This is a genomic window from Streptomyces sp. Je 1-332 (genome assembly GCF_040730185.1).
Taxonomy (GTDB): Bacteria; Actinomycetota; Actinomycetes; order Streptomycetales; family Streptomycetaceae; genus Streptomyces.
The window spans coordinates 6,413,607-6,430,598 of sequence record NZ_CP160402.1 but is presented as its reverse complement, the minus strand read 5'-3'; the positions used below and the strand labels follow the sequence as shown (position 1 = coordinate 6,430,598).

Genomic DNA, 16,992 nt, shown 5'->3' with positions numbered 1-16,992 from the left:
TACGGTCTCGGGGGCTTTACTGTCTCGGTGGGCCTTGCGGTCTAGGTGGCCCCTGCGCCTCCGCCTGCCGGTTGCGCCACGCGTTCCATTCCTGGAGGCACTGCTGCCCCCGCCCCTCCGCGAGCCGGGCCAGCTCCGTGGCGACCTGGTCGAGCGCCAGGTCTTGGAGCCGGGGCAGCACGGGGGCGAGAATCCGCGCGAGCAGCTCCTCGGAGACCCGCTGCCACTCCACCGTGATCCCACGCCCTTGGCGGGGCCGCCACGCGTTGTAGAGCGCGGCGATGTGAGCGGGGTGGTGCGGCAGTGCGTGGACCAGACGCTCGCATGCGCCGTTGTCGAGCAGGTGAGAGCGGTACGCCCGCAGCACGTTGCCCTCCGCCGCCATCAGGACGCCCAGCGCCCCCGAGCGGTACAGGTCGGCCGGGTCCACCCTGGCGAGACCCCGCGCGACCAGCTCGTCCACTCCCCTGCGCAGGACGACGTGGACGGGGGACGCACGCCGCAGGGTGGTGCCGAGCTCGCCGACGGCGCGGTCCGCGGGCACGCGCTTGTCGGCGAAGTCCTCGGCCAGTACGAGGAGTTTGGCGGTGGCGCGCTCACGCGGGCCGAGGCGCAGGGCCTGCAGAGCCCTGGCCAGGTCCACCAGCTCGGCGTCGACCCGCTCCGGCTCCATGAGCAGGCCCACGAGACGGATGCCGTAGCCCGCGTCGATGATCAGGCGCGCCGTGCAGGTCCGCGCGAGCCGCATCATGTCGACGCGGTCGGGCTGCCGCCCGCCCCACACCAGCCGCCACATCAGCCTCAGCGTCTCGGCATCGCGCACCCGCCGCCCCGGCAGCATTTCGGTCAGCGCGTCGAAGAGGTCGGCGCCCCGCGGTCCGCCGGGCTCTCTCTTCGCGCGCGTGGCGGCTTCGGCGAGGCGCAGGGGCAGGGGGGCGTCGTCGATGTGCCGCAGGAGCCACGCTCCCTGCGGCGCGTTGGCGAAGTCACGCAGCCGGTCCAGTTTCGGGTCGGTGAGGTCCTGCGCGAGCAGCTTCAGGACCCGCCGGTCCAGACCGGTGTGGCCCAGCGCCTCCAGGACCTCGACGGCTTCGGCGCACTCGCGCCGCCCGGGGTTGAGCAGGGCCGTGGCGAGCCGCCGCATGGCCTCGTCCAGCCCGCGCCCCGCGTCCGCGCCCAGGGCGAGCGCGAGCCGCAAGGGCTCGGTCCAGGTCCCCATGGGGGCGCGCAGTCTGCGGCGCAGCTCGTCGTCCGCGCGCCCGCCGAACTCCCCGCGCAGCCGCAGCCAGGCCCCCGCGCTCAGCGGCAGCCGTTCGCAGGCGGCCAGGTCGGGCAGCGTGTCCTGGTCCTCGGCCACGGAGACGTAGTGCCGGGCCAGGGCGAGGGCGAGGGGTTCGGCGGCGGCGCGGTCCTGTGCGCCGAGCTCCTGGCACAGGGTGTACAGCTCGTCGACGAGAGGGCTGCCGGCGCTCTGCTCGGCCACGGCTGCGGCATGGGCACGGACGATCTCCCGGCGGGTGTCACCGGACATCGCGGCCAACTGCCGTACGTCGAGGGTCGGTCGCGTCAGCGCGAACGGGTCGTCATCGGCGCCCGGTTCGGGTGGTGTCCCCTCGATCCACTGCCGGGCGGTCACCTCGGCCCAGGTGTCGGGTATCGGGGTGCTTCCCTGGCCGCCGATACCGTCGTGGACGCGGTAGAGGTGGTCGAGCGTCGTGCCGTCGAACCGGTCGAAGTCGGCGTCCGGGCCGATGCCGAGGATCTGCTGCGGCGCGCGCCGCGGCTGCGCCGTCCATGTGCTGAACGTCAGCGATGACGCGTACGGTCCGGGGAGCGAGGCACAGGCGAGCGCGACCCAGTGGGCCACCGTCAGCGGGTCGTGTTCGGCGACGATGATCTGCCGTCCGGCCCGCTCGTCGAACAACCGGCGCACGTCGGCGAGGAAAGGCTCGACCCGGGGGGCGTTCTCGCGGGCGAAGCCGACGAGTTGCTCGGTCGCCAAGTCCAGCGCGGGCAGCGGAAGTTCATCGAGCGCGTCGACGCACACGGCGTCGACCCGGCGCCCCGCGTCGACGGTGGCGCACAGGAGCGCGCCGCCCCCGGGGAGTCTGCTGCGGCTGAGTCCCGCACGATGGCCGACGGCGCGCACATACTCGGCCACGTCGGATGATTCCGGGGTCTGTTCGCTCTCCTGCTCCTGCGGCCCCGCCTGCGCGGGGATCAGACGGACGGCTCCGGTGACCGGCTCCTCGTCGAGCCGATAGCTGCGTCGGCGGATGGCCATGCCACATTGTGACCATCCGCGCGCCTCGATCGCAGGCCGTCCGCCAAGTTTTCACCTTCCTCGGTCATCACTCGCACCACGCTCCGCTCTCCGGAGAGGCGGTGCGCGCCAGTGCACCGCGGTGCACCCTTGCGGCCCCGAGGGGTTGGGTCCAACGTGGTCCCGGGCCGGCACGCGCGGCCACTTCCTCAAGACGCCTTCCGCATGGTGATCGGAGTCGACATGGCCTCCTCCCCGTCCTTCCAGCTCCCGCACGCCCTCCTGGGCGACGGCCCCCACAAGGTGATCGCCGTGCATGGCTGGTTCGCCGACCGCTCGGCGTTCGCGCCGGTGCTCGCGGACCTCGACCGCGCGTCGTTCCAGTACGCGGTGGTCGATCTACGCGGATACGGGGAGGCGAAGGACGCCGCCGGTGCCTGGACGACCTCCGAGGGGGCCGCCGATGTCGTCGCCCTGGCGGACCTCCTCGGCTGGGACCGCTTCTCGCTGATCGGCCACTCCATGGGCGGCAGCGTCGCCCAGCGGGTCCTCGCGATCGCACCGCATCGGGTCCGCAGGCTGGTCGGCGTCTCGCCCGTGCCCGCCTCCGGCCTCGAACTGCCTCCGGAACAGTGGGAATTGTTCGCCGAGGCCGACCGGCTGCCGGGCAACCGGCGCGCGATCATCGATGTCACCACCGGCGGCGCACGGCCGGCGGCCTGGCTCGACCGCATGGTGGAGCGCTCACTGGAGGTGAGCGACGCGAAGGCCTTCCGCGCTTGGCTCGACTCCTGGGCGGGCGAGGACTTCCACGACCGGATCGAGGGCTCGACCGTGCCGGCGCTCGCGGTGGTCGGGGAGCTGGACCCCGCGCTGGGAGCGGAGCTGATGCGCCGGACCTGGCTGCGCTGGTACGCGCGCGCGGAACTCACCGAACTCCCCCAGGCGGGCCACTACGCGATGGACGAGACGCCGCTGGCCCTCATCCGCGCCGTGGAGGACTTTCTGCGCAAGGACGGCGAGAGTGACCGAGTGAGTGGAGACAGCCCTTCGTGAGCACCGAACTGACCGCAGTTCCGGACGTGTTCGACCCTCGGCAGTACGCCGCCGGGGTGCCGCACGACCGCTATCGCATCCTGCGCGACCGGTGCCCCGTCGCCTGGCAGAACGAGCCGCGCGTGCTCGACTGGCCTGCGGGCCCCGGCTTCTGGGCGGTGACCCGGCACCAGGACGTCGTCCGGGTACTCAGGGACTCCGCCACGTACTCGTCGTACCTCGGCGCCACGCAGATCCGCGACCCGGACCCGGACGACCTGCCGTTCATCCGACGCATGATGCTCAATCAGGATCCCTCCGCACACGGCAGGTTACGGAGGATGGTGAGCCGTGCGTTCACGCCCAAGCGCGTCGAACGCTTCGAGTCCCTGGTACGCCAACGGGCCCGCGCCCTGCTCGCGTCGGCCGCTGACCGGGCCGGTGACTCCGATGGCAGTTGCGATCTCGTCTCCGCCGTCACCGACGACTACGCCCTGCTCAACCTCGCCGACCTCCTCGGCGTTCCGGAGAGCGACCGTGGCCTGCTGCTGCACTGGACCCAGCGCGTGATCGGTTACCAGGACCCGGAAGAGGCAGGGACGTTGACGCTCGGCCCTGACGGCAAGCCGGTCAACCCCCGCTCACCGGCGATGCTGCGCGACATGTTCGACTACGCGCGCGACCTCGCGGCACACAAGCGCCGCGTACCCGCCGACGACATCATGACCACCCTCGCGACCGACCCCGAACTGACCGCCCCCGAGCTGGAGATGTTCTTCTTCCTGCTCACCGTCGCGGGCAACGACACCGTGCGCGGTGCGGCGCCCGGTGGTCTCCTCGCGTTCGCCGAGCACCCGGACGAGTACCGCCGCTTCCGCGAGGGCGACGCCCCGATCTCCACGACCGTGGACGAACTCCTGCGTCACCACCCCCCGGTCCTCACCTTCCGCCGGACAGCCGCCAAGGACACCATCCTGGCGAACCGGACCATCCGCGCCGGGGACAAGGTGGTCGTCTTCCACGCCTCCGCCAACCACGACGAACGCGTCTTCGCGAACCCGCACCGGCTCGACCTCTCCCGCTCCCCCAACCCCCACGTATCCTTCGGCGATGGCCCGCACGTCTGCCTGGGCGCACACTTCGCACGTCTCCAACTCCGCGTCCTGTACGAGGAGTTCCGTGACGCGTGGCCCGCGCCTCCGGAGCTGGCCGGAGCGCCGCGGCGCCTTGTCTCCAACTTCATCAACGGGCTCAAGTCGGTGCCGGTCCACGTGCCGAGGGCACGTTAGCCATCGGATACGGTTCAAGATCCACCGCGAACCCCGCGCGCGAGCCCGCGCGCCGTCGACCACGGAGACTCCCGCATGCACGGCGCAGCCGTCCCCGCAACCGAGGACGAGAACCACGACGACATCTTCCCGAGCGCCGAGGCTCCCGACGACGGCACCCCCTGGCGGGCGCCGGCCGACCTCGAAGAGCACCTGTACGAACTGTGCGAGGCCGACGACGGCTACACCTATCTGCGGGCGATAGCCGTCACGGGTCTGTACCGCCCGGTGGCGGCGGCCGACATCGTGCCGGGTGCGACCGAGCGCCCGGTCCTCACCGTCGACATCCCCGACGGCCGCCGGATCGCGCAGATGTACACCGTCGGTCTTCTCCCGCGCCCGCACCCCGAGGTGGTGTACGAGTTCGTCACGCTGGGCACGCTCGCCGACGAACTGCCCGACGACATCGACCTGTTGGTGGTCAACGCGGCCACCCCCTGCCAGCAGTTCTATCTGACGACGGACGAGGAACGGGACGTCTGGGCGGACCTGCACGCGGACCTCTACGTCGACGGCCGCCTGCACGACCGCATCGACACCCGCCGCACCGGCGCCCCGGAGTCCCCCGCCCTGCTGCACGGCCTGGCCTGCGGCGCCCACCTCTGCTTCGCCAACGGCGACGCCTGGAACACCCTGGACTGGCACGGCGCGGGGTACGACTCGGAGGTGGAGCGCCTCGCGGAGTGGTGGGGCGTACACGGCCGCGAGGACTGGCTCGACACGCAGGAGCGGCTCCTGAACCGTGAAGTCAGCCCCTGGTACTGGGACTTCGTCCTCGGCGCCCGTACGTCGCTGATCGAGCAGTTCGGCCCGCGTGTCGACCCGGAGCTGTGGCGTCAGTGCGTGGAGGTGACGATCCGCGACCGCATGGCCGAGACCGGCGGCCACGATGTCGCGCACAAGCCGGGCGACGACCCCGAGCTGGACGACTTCGTCGCCGCGCTGCGCGGCCTCGTCGGCAAGATCATCCGCTACGAGTCCCGCTTCAGGGCCGACGAACTCCTACCGCCCGACGGCCATGTCCGCACCGTCGCGGCCTGGGACATCGGGCGCGCGTCGAAGATGGCCCGCTGGGGGCGCGGCGCCCGGTACGCGACCCACGCCGAGCTGGAGGCTGCGATCGAGCAGGCGAGCCGCGCGGCCCGGTCGGCGTACACCTCGTGGGAGGAGTTCTCCGCCGGCTACGTCCTCGGGCGATGCCTCCATTTCGACGACGAGCAGTTCGGGGACTGGTACACGACCGTCCTCCAGGCGCACCGCGAGCTGGTCTCGGACCCGGACAGCCCGTGGCTGACGGTGCCGTTCCACTGATCCGGTAGCGACCCGCGGGGCGCCTGTGATCGTCCCGCTCACCTGAGCGCCCCGCATCACAATCTGGTCTCGCTGCCCCGTCAGGGTCTTGCCACCTGCCCGTGTAATCGATTCCAATCCTCCGTGTAATCGATTCCACGAGGAGGTGGAGCGGCGATGGCGAGCATCAAGGACGTCGCGGCCGAGGCAGGCGTATCCGTCGCCACGGTCTCGCGCGTCCTGAACGATCACCCCTCGGTCAGCCCGGCCGCCCGTGCCCGCGTCATCGCCGCGACGGAGAGCCTCGGCTACCGCCCGAACGCGGTCGCCCGTTCCCTGCGCACCGCCCAGACCCGCACGCTCGGCCTGGTCATCAGCGACGTGCTGAACCCGTACTTCACGGCCCTTGCCCGTTCCGTCGAGGAGGCGGCCCGCGCACTTGGCTACAGCGTGATCATCGGCAACGCCGACGAGCGTCCCGAGCTGCAGGACCACCATGTGCGCACGCTCCTGGACCGGCGGATCGACGGGCTCCTGGTCTCCCCCACCGACGGCGGCTCCCCGCTGATGCTCGACACCGCGCGCTCCAGCACCCCGATGGTCTTCGTGGACCGCTGGATCCCGGGCGTGGACGTCCCCGTCGTCCGCGCCGACGGCCGCGAAGCCGTCCGGGACCTGGTCGCCCACCTGCACACGATCGGCCACCGCAGGCTCGCGATCATCGCCGGGCCCGCGGCCACCACCACCGGCAGCGAGCGCGTCGAAGCGTTCCGCGACGCACTCGCCGCGTACGGGCTCCCGCTGCCCGCCGAGTACATCGGGCAGGGCGACTTCCAGGCCGACAGCGGGCTGCGCGCCACCGAGCGGTTCCTCGCGCTGCCCGAGCCGCCCGACGCCATCTTCGCCGCGGACAACCTGATGGCCCTCGGCGCGCTCGACGCGATCCGCGCGCGCGGCCTTCGCGTGCCGCACGACATCGCGCTCGCCGCCTTCGACGACATCCCGTGGTTCGTGCACACCGACCCGCCGATCACCGCCATCGCCCAGCCGACCGGCGATCTGGGCCGGGCGGCGGTGCAGGCCCTGGTCGACCTGATCGAGGGCAGGAGCCCGCGGTCCGTGACCCTGCCCGCCCGTCTCGTCGTACGCCGCTCCTGCGGCGAGTCCCCCACCGACCGGAGGAGCAACACGTGAGTACAGCGGACGAGTTGCCGCGCGGCGCCGACCGCGGCCCCGACGAGTTGCTGCGCATCGAGGGGATACGCAAGACCTTCCCCGGCGTCGTCGCGCTCGACTCGGTCGACTTCGACCTGCGCCGCGGTGAGGTGCATGTCCTGCTCGGCGAGAACGGCGCGGGCAAGAGCACGCTCATCAAGATGCTCTCCGGCGCCTACCGCCCCGACAGCGGCCGCATCCTCGTGGACGGGAAGGAAACCCGCATCCACGGCGCCCAGGACGCGGAACGGCTCGGCATCGCCACGATCTACCAGGAGTTCAACCTCGTACCCGACCTCACCGTCGCCGAGAACATCTTCCTGGGCCGCCAGCCGCGCCGCTTCGGGATGATCGACCGCAAGGCGATGGAGTCGGCCGCCGAGGAGCTCCTGAAGCGGGTCGGCGTCCAGGTCTCCCCGCGCGCCAAGGTCCGTGAACTGGGCATCGCCCGGCTCCAGATGGTGGAGATCGCCAAGGCGCTCAGCCTGGAGGCCCGTGTCCTGATCATGGACGAGCCGACGGCCGTCCTGACGAGCGAGGAGGTCGACAAACTCTTCGCGATCGTGCGGCAGTTGCGCGCGGACGGCGTGGGCGTCGTCTTCATCACCCATCACCTCGAGGAGATCGCCGCACTCGGCGACCGCGTGACCGTCCTGCGCGACGGCCGCAGCGTCGACCAGGTGCCCGCCTCGACCGACGAGGACGAGCTCGTACGGCTGATGGTGGGCCGCAGCATCGAGCAGCAGTATCCGCGTGAACGCCCTGACGCCGGTGGCGAGTTGCTCACGGTCAAGGGCCTCACCCGCGACGGCGTCTTCCACGACGTCAGCTTCGAGGTGCGGGCCGGAGAGGTCGTCGGCCTCGCGGGACTCGTCGGCGCGGGACGCACCGAGGTGGCCCGCGCCGTCTTCGGCGCCGATCCGTACGACGCGGGCTCGGTCGACGTACGCGGTGAACGGCTGCCCCGGCACGACGTGATCGCCGCGATGGGCGCCGGCATCGGCCTCGTACCGGAGGACCGCAAGGGGCAAGGGCTGCTGCTCGACGCCTCCGTGCAGGAGAACCTCGGTCTGGTGACGCTGCGTTCGGCGACGCGCTCCGGGCTCGTGGACCTCAAGGGGCAGCGGGTCGCGGCGGCCAGGATCGCCGAGCAGCTCGGCGTGCGGATGGCCGGCCTCGGCCAGCATGTGCGCACGCTGTCCGGCGGCAACCAGCAGAAGGTCGTCATCGGCAAGTGGCTGCTCGCCGACACGAAGGTCCTCATCCTCGACGAGCCGACGCGCGGCATCGACGTGGGAGCGAAGGTCGAGATCTACCAGCTCATCAACGAACTGACGGCCTCCGGGCACGCGGTCCTGATGATCTCCAGCGATCTGCCCGAGGTCCTCGGCATGAGCGACCGCGTGCTCGTCATGGCGCAGGGCCGCATCGCGGGCGAACTCGCGGCGGACGAGGCGACGCAGGACGCGGTGATGGCGCTCGCCGTCAGCACCGCGGCAGCCGACACCTCGGCAACGACACAGAACGACGCAACCGAAGGGAAGGCCTCCCGTGGCCACTGAAACGCTGAAGAGCAACGCGGGTGGCGCCACCGGTCTGCGCCGCGTGCTGCTCGACAACGGCGCGCTGAGCGCCCTGGTCGTCCTCCTGGTGGCGATGTCGCTGCTGTCCGGCGACTTCCTCACCACCCAGAACCTGCTCAACGTGGGCGTGCAGGCCGCCGTCACGGCGATCCTCGCGTTCGGTGTCACCTTCGTGATCGTCTCGGCGGGCATCGACCTGTCGGTCGGCTCGGTGGCCGCGCTCTCCGCGACGGTCCTGGCCTGGTCGGCGACGTCCGAAGGGCTTCCGGTCTGGCTCGCGATCGTGCTCGCCGTCGGCACCGGCATAGCGTGCGGATTCGTCAACGGTCTGCTCGTCTCGTACGGCAAACTCCCGCCGTTCATCGCGACGTTGGCGATGCTGTCGGTGGCCCGCGGTCTCTCCCTGGTCATCTCGCAGGGCAGCCCGATCCCGTTCCCGGACTCGGTCTCCAACCTCGGCGACACCATCGGCGGCTGGCTGCCGGTCCCGGTCATCGTGATGATCGCGATGGGTCTGGTAACCGCCCTCATCCTGGGCCGTACGTACATCGGCCGCTCCATGTACGCGATCGGCGGCAACGAAGAGGCGGCCCGCCTCTCCGGGCTTCGCGTGAAGCGGCAGAAACTCGTCATCTACGGCCTGTCCGGCCTCTTCGCCGCCGTCGCGGGCATCGTCCTCGCCTCCCGCCTGGTCTCCGCGCAGCCGCAAGCCGCGCAGGGTTACGAGCTGGACGCGATCGCGGCGGTCGTCATCGGCGGCGCGAGCCTGGCGGGTGGCGTCGGCAAGGCGTCCGGCACGCTGATCGGTGCGCTGATCCTGGCGGTTCTGCGCAACGGCCTCAACCTCCTTTCGGTGTCCGCCTTCTGGCAGCAGGTCGTGATCGGCGTCGTCATCGCGCTTGCCGTTCTCCTCGACACGTTGCGGCGCAAGGCGGGGGCGACTCCGGGTGCGTCGACGGGCGCGGCGGCCGGTGGCGGGAAGAAGGGGCCGCAGGTCCTGAAGCTCGGGCTCGCCGCGGTGCTGGTGGCGGCTGTCGTGGGCGCCGTCTCCTTCTTCAACAACGGTTCGTCCGGTACGTCGACGAAGATCGGCATGTCGCTCTCCACCCTCAACAACCCCTTCTTCGTGCAGATGAAGGAGGGCGCTCAGGCGGAGGCCAAGAAGGCGGGCGTCGACCTGACGGTGACGGACGCGCAGAACGACGCCTCACAGCAGACCAACCAGCTGCAGAACTTCACCGGCGAAGGCATGAAGTCGATCATCGTCAACCCGGTCGACTCGGACGCGGTGGGCCCGGCGGTGCGCGGCGCCAACAAGTCGGACATCCCGGTGATCGCCGCCGACCGCGGCGTGAACAAGGCGAAGGCGGCGACGCTCGTCGCCTCGGACAACGTCGCGGGCGGCAAGCTCGCCGCGAAGACCCTCGCGGAGAAGCTGGGCGGCAAGGGGAAGATCGTCACGCTCCAGGGCGTGGCCGGCACGTCGGCGAGCCGCGAGCGCGGCAAGGGCTTCGCCGAGGGCATCAAGGAGTACCCCGGCATCAAGGTCGTCGCCTCCCAGCCCGCGGACTTCGACCGCACCAAGGGCCTGGACGTGATGACGAACCTCATGCAGTCCAACCCCGGCATCAACGGCGTCTTCGCCGAGAACGACGAAATGGCCCTCGGCGCCGCCAAGGCGCTCGGCAACAAGGCGGGCAAGTCGGTCTCGGTGGTCGGCTTCGACGGAACTCCCGACGGACTCAAGGCCGTTGAGACGGGCACGCTGTACGCGTCCGTGGCGCAGCAGCCGAAGGAGTTGGGCAGGATCGCCGTACAGAACGCGGTGAAGGCGATGCGAGGCAAGGATGTCGAGGAGACGGTGAAGGTCCCGGTGAAGGTGGTCACGAAGAAGAACGTGGCGGACTTCTCCTGACCGCGCTCCATTGCCTCAACCCCGTACGAGCAGAAGTTGGACCCACAGATGCACGACCGCGAGCCTCATATCGATGACGCCACGTACGACCTCCTGGTCGTCGGGTCCGCCAACGCCGACCTGGTGATCGGTGTCGAGCGCCGGCCCGCCCCCGGCGAGACGGTCCTCGGTTCCGACCTCGTCACGCACCCCGGCGGCAAGGGCGCGAACCAGTCGGTCGCGGCGGCCCGGCTGGGAGCCCGCACGGCTCTGCTCGCGCGGGTCGGCGACGACGCCCATGGCCGGCTCCTGCTCGACTCGCAGCGGGCGGCGGGCGCGGACACGGTCGGCGTGCTGGTCGGCGGGGCGCCCACGGGCGTCGCGCTGATCACCGTCGACCCGTCGGGCGACAACAGCATCGTGGTCTCACCGGGTGCCAACGCCCGGCTGACACCCGAGGACATCCGCGCGGCGGGCAGCCTGCTCGCCGCGTCCCGAGTGGTCTCGACGCAGCTCGAGATCCCCATCGAGTCGGTCACGGAGGTCGTACGCACCTTGCCCGCGGCCACCCGTTTCGTCCTCAACCCCTCTCCACCGGCCCCGCTCCGGCCCGAAGTCCTCGCGGCGTGCGACCCGTTGGTGGTGAACGAGCACGAGGCGCGGTACGTCCTGGGCGATGACGCGGCTGTCGCGGACTCGCCCGAGGACTGGGCGCGGGCGTTGCTCGCCCTCGGCCCGCGCTCGGTGGTCATCACCCTGGGCGCACGGGGAGCACTGACGGCGGACGGCGACGGCTCCCCCGTCACGGTGCCGAGCCCGAAGGTGGAGGCGGTGGACACGACCGGCGCGGGCGACGCGTTCACGGCGGCCCTGGCCTGGCGCCTCGGCCTGGGCGAAGACCTCCCGACGGCGGCGGCATACGCGACGCGCGTGGGGGCCGCTTCGGTCACCCGGCAGGGCGCGCAGGAGTCGTACCCGACAGCGGACGAGGTGGCGGGCGCGTGAAGAAGACCGGCATCCTCAACCGCCATCTGTCCGGCGCGCTGGCCGAGTTGGGCCACGGGGACACGGTCCTGATCTGCGACGCGGGCATGCCCATCCCGCCGGGGCCGCGGGTCGTCGACCTGGCTTTCCGGGCCGGGGTCCCGTCGTTCGCGGAGGTACTGGACGGGCTGCTCGCCGAGCTGGTGACGGAGGGCGGAACGGCGGCGACGGAGGTCCATGAGGCGAACCCGGCGACGGCCGCTCTCCTGTCCTCCCGCGTCACACCCCTCACCCTGGTCCCCCACGAGGAACTCAAGCGGCGCACGGCCACGGCCCGCCTGGTGGTACGCACCGGCGAGGCCACGCCGTACGCGAACGTGCTGCTGCGGTGCGGAGTGTTCTTCTAGCCCGGCCCGTTCGGGTGCTTTTCCAGCCCGAACGGTCCGGGTGCTCTTCTAGCCCGGCCCGTTCGCGAAAGACAACGTCCGGTACACCGAAACCCCACCCTCCGTACCCCCCGTACGCCCACCCATCAGCTCCCCACACGCCTGCGCCGCCGCGCTGACGCGCTGTGTGTACGAGGGGTCCTCGGTGTCCAGGAGGATGCCCAGGGCCGTGCCGCTGTGTGCGACAACGACACCCAGGCCGCCGACCTCCCGGCAGATCTCCCGCATCGGATCCAACGTCCATTTGTGGCGCAGGAGTTGGTTCATCTGGGCGCTGCGGGTCGCGACCCTGCCGACCTCCGCCAGGTCGCGGCGGCGGACGGCGCACGCGAGCCGGTCGAGCAGGCGCGCGTACTCGTGACGGTCGGCCAGGGTGAACGGCTTGGGGATGCGGTTGAAGTCGACCGTGTCGACCGAGCCGCCCTCGTCGATCCCCACCACCGCCATGACCGGGAGTGATCCGAGGATGCCGCGCAGCCGCACCGTGCGGTGGTGGAAGGCGACGATCGCCGGGTAGAGCACCCCGTCCGTGGGCTCGATGTCCGCGAGCAGCCGCTCGATACGCGTCGGCGGCATCGCGACACCCAGCGCCTGGCCGACCGCACGCGCGGTCGCGACCAGGTCGGCCGACGAGCTCGCCAGACCCTTGCCCTCGGGGATCACGCTGTCGACGTGAAGGGTCCCCCCAGCCGACACTCCGGTCTGCCGCTCCGCCAACTCGCCGATCGAGCGGGCAAGTTGGAGCGCCTTGGTCTTGCGCGCGGGCCGCACCGTCATTTCGCCCCCGGAGCCGGGCTCCCGCCGGAACGTGGCCATCGTCCACCGCGCGACGGGCAACGTCACCAGGAAGTCCCCGTCCTCCTCCGGCAGCACGCCCTGAAGCAGCTCGCCGAAGGTTCCGAAGGCGGTGCCCACTCCGATACCGGCCGATCCCGCACCCGCCGCGCGTGGCCTCGGCCCGGCCTCCATGGACAGCTTCACAAGTCTCCTCCCGACGTCCCGACACCTTCAGCGCCCACAGGCTGCCACAACCCTATCCGTCTTGACAATCATTTTCATCTAGTGTGATGCTCTCGGCTCGGCGACCGACGCGGGAACACACAGGGACACCCAGGGACACACGTCCAGGGACACACAAGGGGCAGACGTGCACGACCACATAGCCGAAGCGGTGAAGAAACCCGATCTCATATCCCTGGAGCCGGACTTGGTCTGTCTCCGGTTCGAGACGATGAAGATCTATTCGGCCCTGGGAGCGGTCCGCCACCTTCTTGATTCCGGCGCCGTGCAGCCCGGCGACACCCTCATCGACAGCTCCAGCGGAATTTACGCGCAAGCGCTCGCGCTCGCCTGTCACCGTCATGGAATGAAATGCCACATCGTGGGTTCCACGACCGTGGACCACACGCTGCGGGTCCAGCTGGAAATACTCGGCGCCACGCTGGAACAGGTGCGGCCTTCGAAGAATCTCCGGCTCGACCAGGAGCTGAGAGTGCGGCGCATCGCCGAGATACTCGAGGCGAATCCCTCGTACCACTGGATGCGGCAGTACCACGACAGCATTCATTATCTCGGCTATCGCGACGTGGCCGAGACGATCGACGCCGAGGTGCCCGAGGGTCCGCTCGCCCTGGTGGGCGGGGTCGGCTCGGGGGCCTCGACCGGCGCCATCGCCGGCTATCTGCGGGAAGCGGGCCGCGATGTGTCACTCATCGGTGTGCAGCCTTTCGGCAGCGTCACCTTCGGCTCGGAGCACGTGGCCGACCCGGACATGATCATCGCCGGGATCGGCAGCGCCATCGAATTCCGGAACGTCCGGCACAAGGCATACGACCGCGTGCACTGGGTGAATTTCGACTGCGCGGTGTCCGGCGCGGTCTCGCTCCTGCGGACCAGCGGAATCTTCGCAGGCCTTTCCACCGGTGCCGCCTATCTGACCACGCTGTGGGAACAGCGCCGAGACGATTCCCGTACGTACGTGTTCATCGCGGCGGACACGGGTCATCGCTATGTCGAGAGCGCCTACGCGAAACACGCCCAGGCGCCGGACATCGACACCCTGAAGCCCCACGAAATCACCTCGCTCGACGAGCTGCGGCACCCCTGGTCGACGACGTCCTGGCCCGACCTCCCCTGACAGCAGCCATCCCCACCCCCATCTCCACTCCCATTCCCATTCCCACTCCGAGCCCCGAAGGCACACCACATGTCACACCCCGATCCGCGCACGCCCCACAACGTCGCGGAGCTCATCGACGCCGTCCTGGCCGGCGCGTACGGTCCCGACCCGCAGGACCTCTCCGTCACCAGTGCGTTCTGGCTGTACAACACCACCCGGCTCGCGGGCGGCCAAGTGACGTACCACAACCACTACTTGCTGCTCCGCGTCGGCACGGCCTTCGGCGCCTGTTCCTTCGAGGCCGGTGAACTCGCCCCGGAATTCTGCGAGAACGCCTCTGGCCACAGCCTCGACAAACTGCTGCGGGCCGAGTCCACACCCGTCCGCATCGCCGCGCTCGACGCGTATCTCGCGCAGGTGAGCCCGCACCGGGACGCCGCGGACGCCGAGCGCGTCACGCTGCCCACCGGCACGCCGGAGGTCCGCGCGGAGGCACGCGACGCCGCGATCGCCGGGCTGCTGGACATCGAGCCGGGCGCGAAGGTGGCGCTCATCGGCGTGGTCAACCCCCTGGTCGCGGCGATACGTGAGCGGGGCGGCGTCTGTCTGCCCTGCGACCTCAATCTCCGTACGACCCAGTGGGGCGACCGGATCACCGACGACATGACGGAGGTGCTCAAGGAGGCCGACGCGGTGGTCGCCACCGGTATGACGCTGAGCAACGGCACGTTCGACCTCATCCTGGCGCACTGCCGCGAGCACGGTGTACCGCTCGTGGTGTACGCCCAGAGCGGCAGCGCGGTGGCCCGCGCGTTCCTGCCCGCCGGGGTGACCGGGCTCTCCGCGGAACCCTTCGCCTTCTCGCAGTTCAGCGCCGACGAGACGCCGCTCTACCGCTACAAGGAGGCGGCGTGAGCGTCAACTCCAAGGGGCCGTCAGCGACTTCCAAGTCGCCGGCCGGCACTGAAGAAGCACTGCCGGGCGACCTGCGGATGGCCCGTACGCTGTGGCCCGTCCTGGTCGCTTCCGCGGTCGGTCTGCTGCCGTTCACCATCTTCAGCACGTATCTGGTGCCCATGGCCGAGGACGCCGACAGCAGTGTCGCGACCCTGGGCGGGCTGCGCGGACTCGGCGGCCTCGCCGCCCTGTTGGTGGGTACCGCGCTCGCCCCGCTGATCGACCGGGTGCGCAAGGAGTGGGCCGCCGCGGGCGGTCTCGCCGCGCTCGGGGTCTCCGCCGCGCTCGGCGCGAGCGGGGACTTCATCCTGCTCGCCGTGTTCTGTCTGCTCGTCGGCGCCAGTACGTCGGTACTGAACCCGGCGCTGACCGCGGCCGCCGCCGACCGCTTCGGTTCGGGGAAGGCCGCGGGGCGCGCGGCGACGCTCGTCACGGCGACGCAGTCGATGACGGCGATGCTGGCGGCGCCGGTCATCGCGCTGCCCGCGCTGCTCTGGGGCTGGCAGGGTGACCTGTTCGCGGTGACGGGGGTTTCGCTGCTGCTCGCGGCGGTCTTCTACGTACGCGGCAAGGACAAGCGGGTGGAGGCGATGGAGCCGACCCAACGCCTGGGCTACGCGGCCTCGTTCGCGACGCTGGCCAGGATCCCGGGAGTAGCCCCTTTGCTCCTCATCGCCTTGCTGCGCACGGCGGTGTTCATGGGCTACCTCTCCTACCTGGCGGCCTACTACGACGACCGTTTCCAACTCGACCCCGGGCTCTTCGCGTTCGTGTGGACACTCAGCGGGGCGTCGTTCTTCGTGAGCAACCTCCTCACGGGCCGGGTCACGAACTCCGAGGAACCGCGGATCGGCACCGAGCGGTTGCTGGCGATCGGTCTGGTCGCCGCGCTCGTCTCGGTCGTGGGCTTCTACTTCACGCACTGGCTCCCGCTGGCACTCGCGATGACGTCCCTGCACGCCGCGAGCCACGCCGTGGTGGCCGCGTGCGTGATCAGCCTGCTGGTCCGCCGCTGCGGCACACAACGCGGAGCGGCCCTGAGCGTGAACGCGGCGGGAATGAGCCTCGGCGTCTTCGCGGGCGCGGCCCTGGGCGGCCTCGGCCTTGGCCTGGCCGGCTACCCGGGAATCGCCGCGGCCTTCGGGCTGCTGGTGGTCGCGGCACTGGTGGCGGCGGTTCTCGTGCTGAGGGCTGAAGCGGTTGCCCCGGGGGGCCGAGACGCGGAGGGCGGGGGCCCGAGCGACCGGGGCCCGGGCTACCGGGACCCGGGCGATCAGGACCCGGGCGATCGGGACCCGGGCGCGGATCAACCGGCGGACGGAACTCCGCCGAAACGGAACCCGACGAACGACGACCCGGCGGTCCAGACCCCCACGAACGACGACCCGGCGGTCCAGACCCCCACGAACGACGGCCCGGCGAACCAGACCCCCACGAACGACGACCCGGCGAACCAGAACCCCACAAGCCGCGTCAGCCCTGCGAAGGAGAGCCCCGCCGCGGACGGTCCGGGGAAGGGAGGCGGGACCGTCACCTAGTGCCGCCCCGGAGCCGTTCCTCCACACCTGCCCCGACGCAAGCGGGGCCCACCCCCGGCGGCCGATCCCCGACGCAAGCGGAGCCCACCCCCGGCGGCCCACCCCTGACGGCATCACCCTGCCGGCCCTCCACAGCCATCCGCCGGCGCCTGCCGAGGTCTCCACCGCACCCGAACCCACCCCCAACCCAACTACCCCCCAACCCGACCGAGAGGCCCGCCCCGCCATGCCCCCGCCGCCCGCGATCTCCCCCTCGGCAGCCATTGCCCCCGCCCCCGAAGCGCCTCCGTCAGGCCCCCCGGCCAAGAGCGTCCGGAGTCTGCTTTCCTCCCGGGTGGGG

The 16,992-nt window shown here is 71.0% G+C and carries 13 protein-coding genes; 11 read left to right on the top strand and 2 right to left on the bottom strand.

What is annotated here, in order from left to right; genetic code table 11:
• Positions 1 to 16: 16 nt before the first annotated feature.
• Positions 17 to 2,284, bottom strand: coding sequence for a GTPase-associated protein 1-related protein (locus ABXJ52_RS29035; protein WP_367045820.1), 2,268 nt, complete (start codon positions 2,282 to 2,284; stop codon positions 17 to 19).
• Between the two features lie 204 nt (positions 2,285 to 2,488).
• On the opposite strand from ABXJ52_RS29035, the gene ABXJ52_RS29030 reads away from it, so the two are divergent.
• The 8 genes from ABXJ52_RS29030 (at position 2,489) to rbsD (ending at position 11,999) form a co-directional block, all read left to right on the top strand.
• The gene (locus ABXJ52_RS29030) at positions 2,489 to 3,319 is read left to right on the top strand and encodes an alpha/beta hydrolase (protein ID WP_367045819.1); all 831 of its coding nucleotides are present in this window, start codon (positions 2,489 to 2,491) and stop codon (positions 3,317 to 3,319) included.
• Complete coding sequence (locus ABXJ52_RS29025; protein ID WP_367045818.1) at positions 3,316 to 4,587, top strand: cytochrome P450; 1,272 nt, start codon at positions 3,316 to 3,318, stop codon at positions 4,585 to 4,587. Before ABXJ52_RS29030 ends, ABXJ52_RS29025 begins: the two co-directional genes overlap by 4 nt.
• A 75-nt stretch (positions 4,588 to 4,662) precedes the next feature.
• Positions 4,663 to 5,937 (top strand): DUF1266 domain-containing protein, encoded by a 1,275-nt coding sequence (locus ABXJ52_RS29020; RefSeq protein ID WP_367045816.1) that lies wholly within the window; start codon positions 4,663 to 4,665, stop codon positions 5,935 to 5,937.
• A gap of 156 nt (positions 5,938 to 6,093) precedes the next feature.
• A complete protein-coding gene (locus tag ABXJ52_RS29015) occupies positions 6,094 to 7,110 on the top strand; it encodes a LacI family DNA-binding transcriptional regulator (RefSeq protein ID WP_367045814.1) in 1,017 nt (338 codons plus the stop codon).
• Positions 7,107 to 8,693, top strand: coding sequence for a sugar ABC transporter ATP-binding protein (locus ABXJ52_RS29010; RefSeq protein WP_367045812.1), 1,587 nt, complete (start codon positions 7,107 to 7,109; stop codon positions 8,691 to 8,693). The genes ABXJ52_RS29015 and ABXJ52_RS29010 overlap by 4 nt, the downstream gene beginning before the upstream one ends.
• On the top strand, positions 8,683 to 10,629 hold the full coding sequence (locus ABXJ52_RS29005) for a substrate-binding domain-containing protein (protein WP_367045810.1): 1,947 nt from the start codon (positions 8,683 to 8,685) through the stop codon (positions 10,627 to 10,629). Before ABXJ52_RS29010 ends, ABXJ52_RS29005 begins: the two co-directional genes overlap by 11 nt.
• 48 nt (positions 10,630 to 10,677) lie before the next feature.
• Positions 10,678 to 11,613: a ribokinase gene (locus tag ABXJ52_RS29000; protein ID WP_367045808.1), complete on the top strand. Its 936-nt coding sequence runs from the start codon at positions 10,678 to 10,680 to the stop codon at positions 11,611 to 11,613.
• Positions 11,610 to 11,999, top strand: a complete 390-nt coding sequence (rbsD, locus tag ABXJ52_RS28995) for a D-ribose pyranase (RefSeq protein ID WP_367045806.1) — start codon at positions 11,610 to 11,612, stop codon at positions 11,997 to 11,999. Before ABXJ52_RS29000 ends, rbsD begins: the two co-directional genes overlap by 4 nt.
• A 48-nt stretch (positions 12,000 to 12,047) precedes the next feature.
• Here the strand turns inward: rbsD and ABXJ52_RS28990 are convergent, their stop codons facing one another.
• Positions 12,048 to 13,019, bottom strand: a complete 972-nt coding sequence (locus ABXJ52_RS28990; protein WP_367045804.1) for a kinase — start codon at positions 13,017 to 13,019, stop codon at positions 12,048 to 12,050.
• Positions 13,020 to 13,185: 166 nt separating this feature from the next.
• On the opposite strand from ABXJ52_RS28990, the gene ABXJ52_RS28985 reads away from it, so the two are divergent.
• The 3 genes from ABXJ52_RS28985 to ABXJ52_RS28975 all read left to right on the top strand — a co-directional run bounded on the left by ABXJ52_RS28985 (position 13,186) and on the right by ABXJ52_RS28975 (position 16,652).
• The gene (locus ABXJ52_RS28985) at positions 13,186 to 14,175 is read left to right on the top strand and encodes a pyridoxal-phosphate dependent enzyme (protein WP_367045802.1); all 990 of its coding nucleotides are present in this window, start codon (positions 13,186 to 13,188) and stop codon (positions 14,173 to 14,175) included.
• 69 nt (positions 14,176 to 14,244) lie between these two features.
• On the top strand, positions 14,245 to 15,072 hold the full coding sequence (locus ABXJ52_RS28980; protein WP_367045800.1) for a DUF364 domain-containing protein: 828 nt from the start codon (positions 14,245 to 14,247) through the stop codon (positions 15,070 to 15,072).
• Positions 15,069 to 16,652: an MFS transporter gene (locus ABXJ52_RS28975; RefSeq protein WP_367045799.1), complete on the top strand. Its 1,584-nt coding sequence runs from the start codon at positions 15,069 to 15,071 to the stop codon at positions 16,650 to 16,652. Before ABXJ52_RS28980 ends, ABXJ52_RS28975 begins: the two co-directional genes overlap by 4 nt.
• Positions 16,653 to 16,992: the final 340 nt, after the last annotated feature.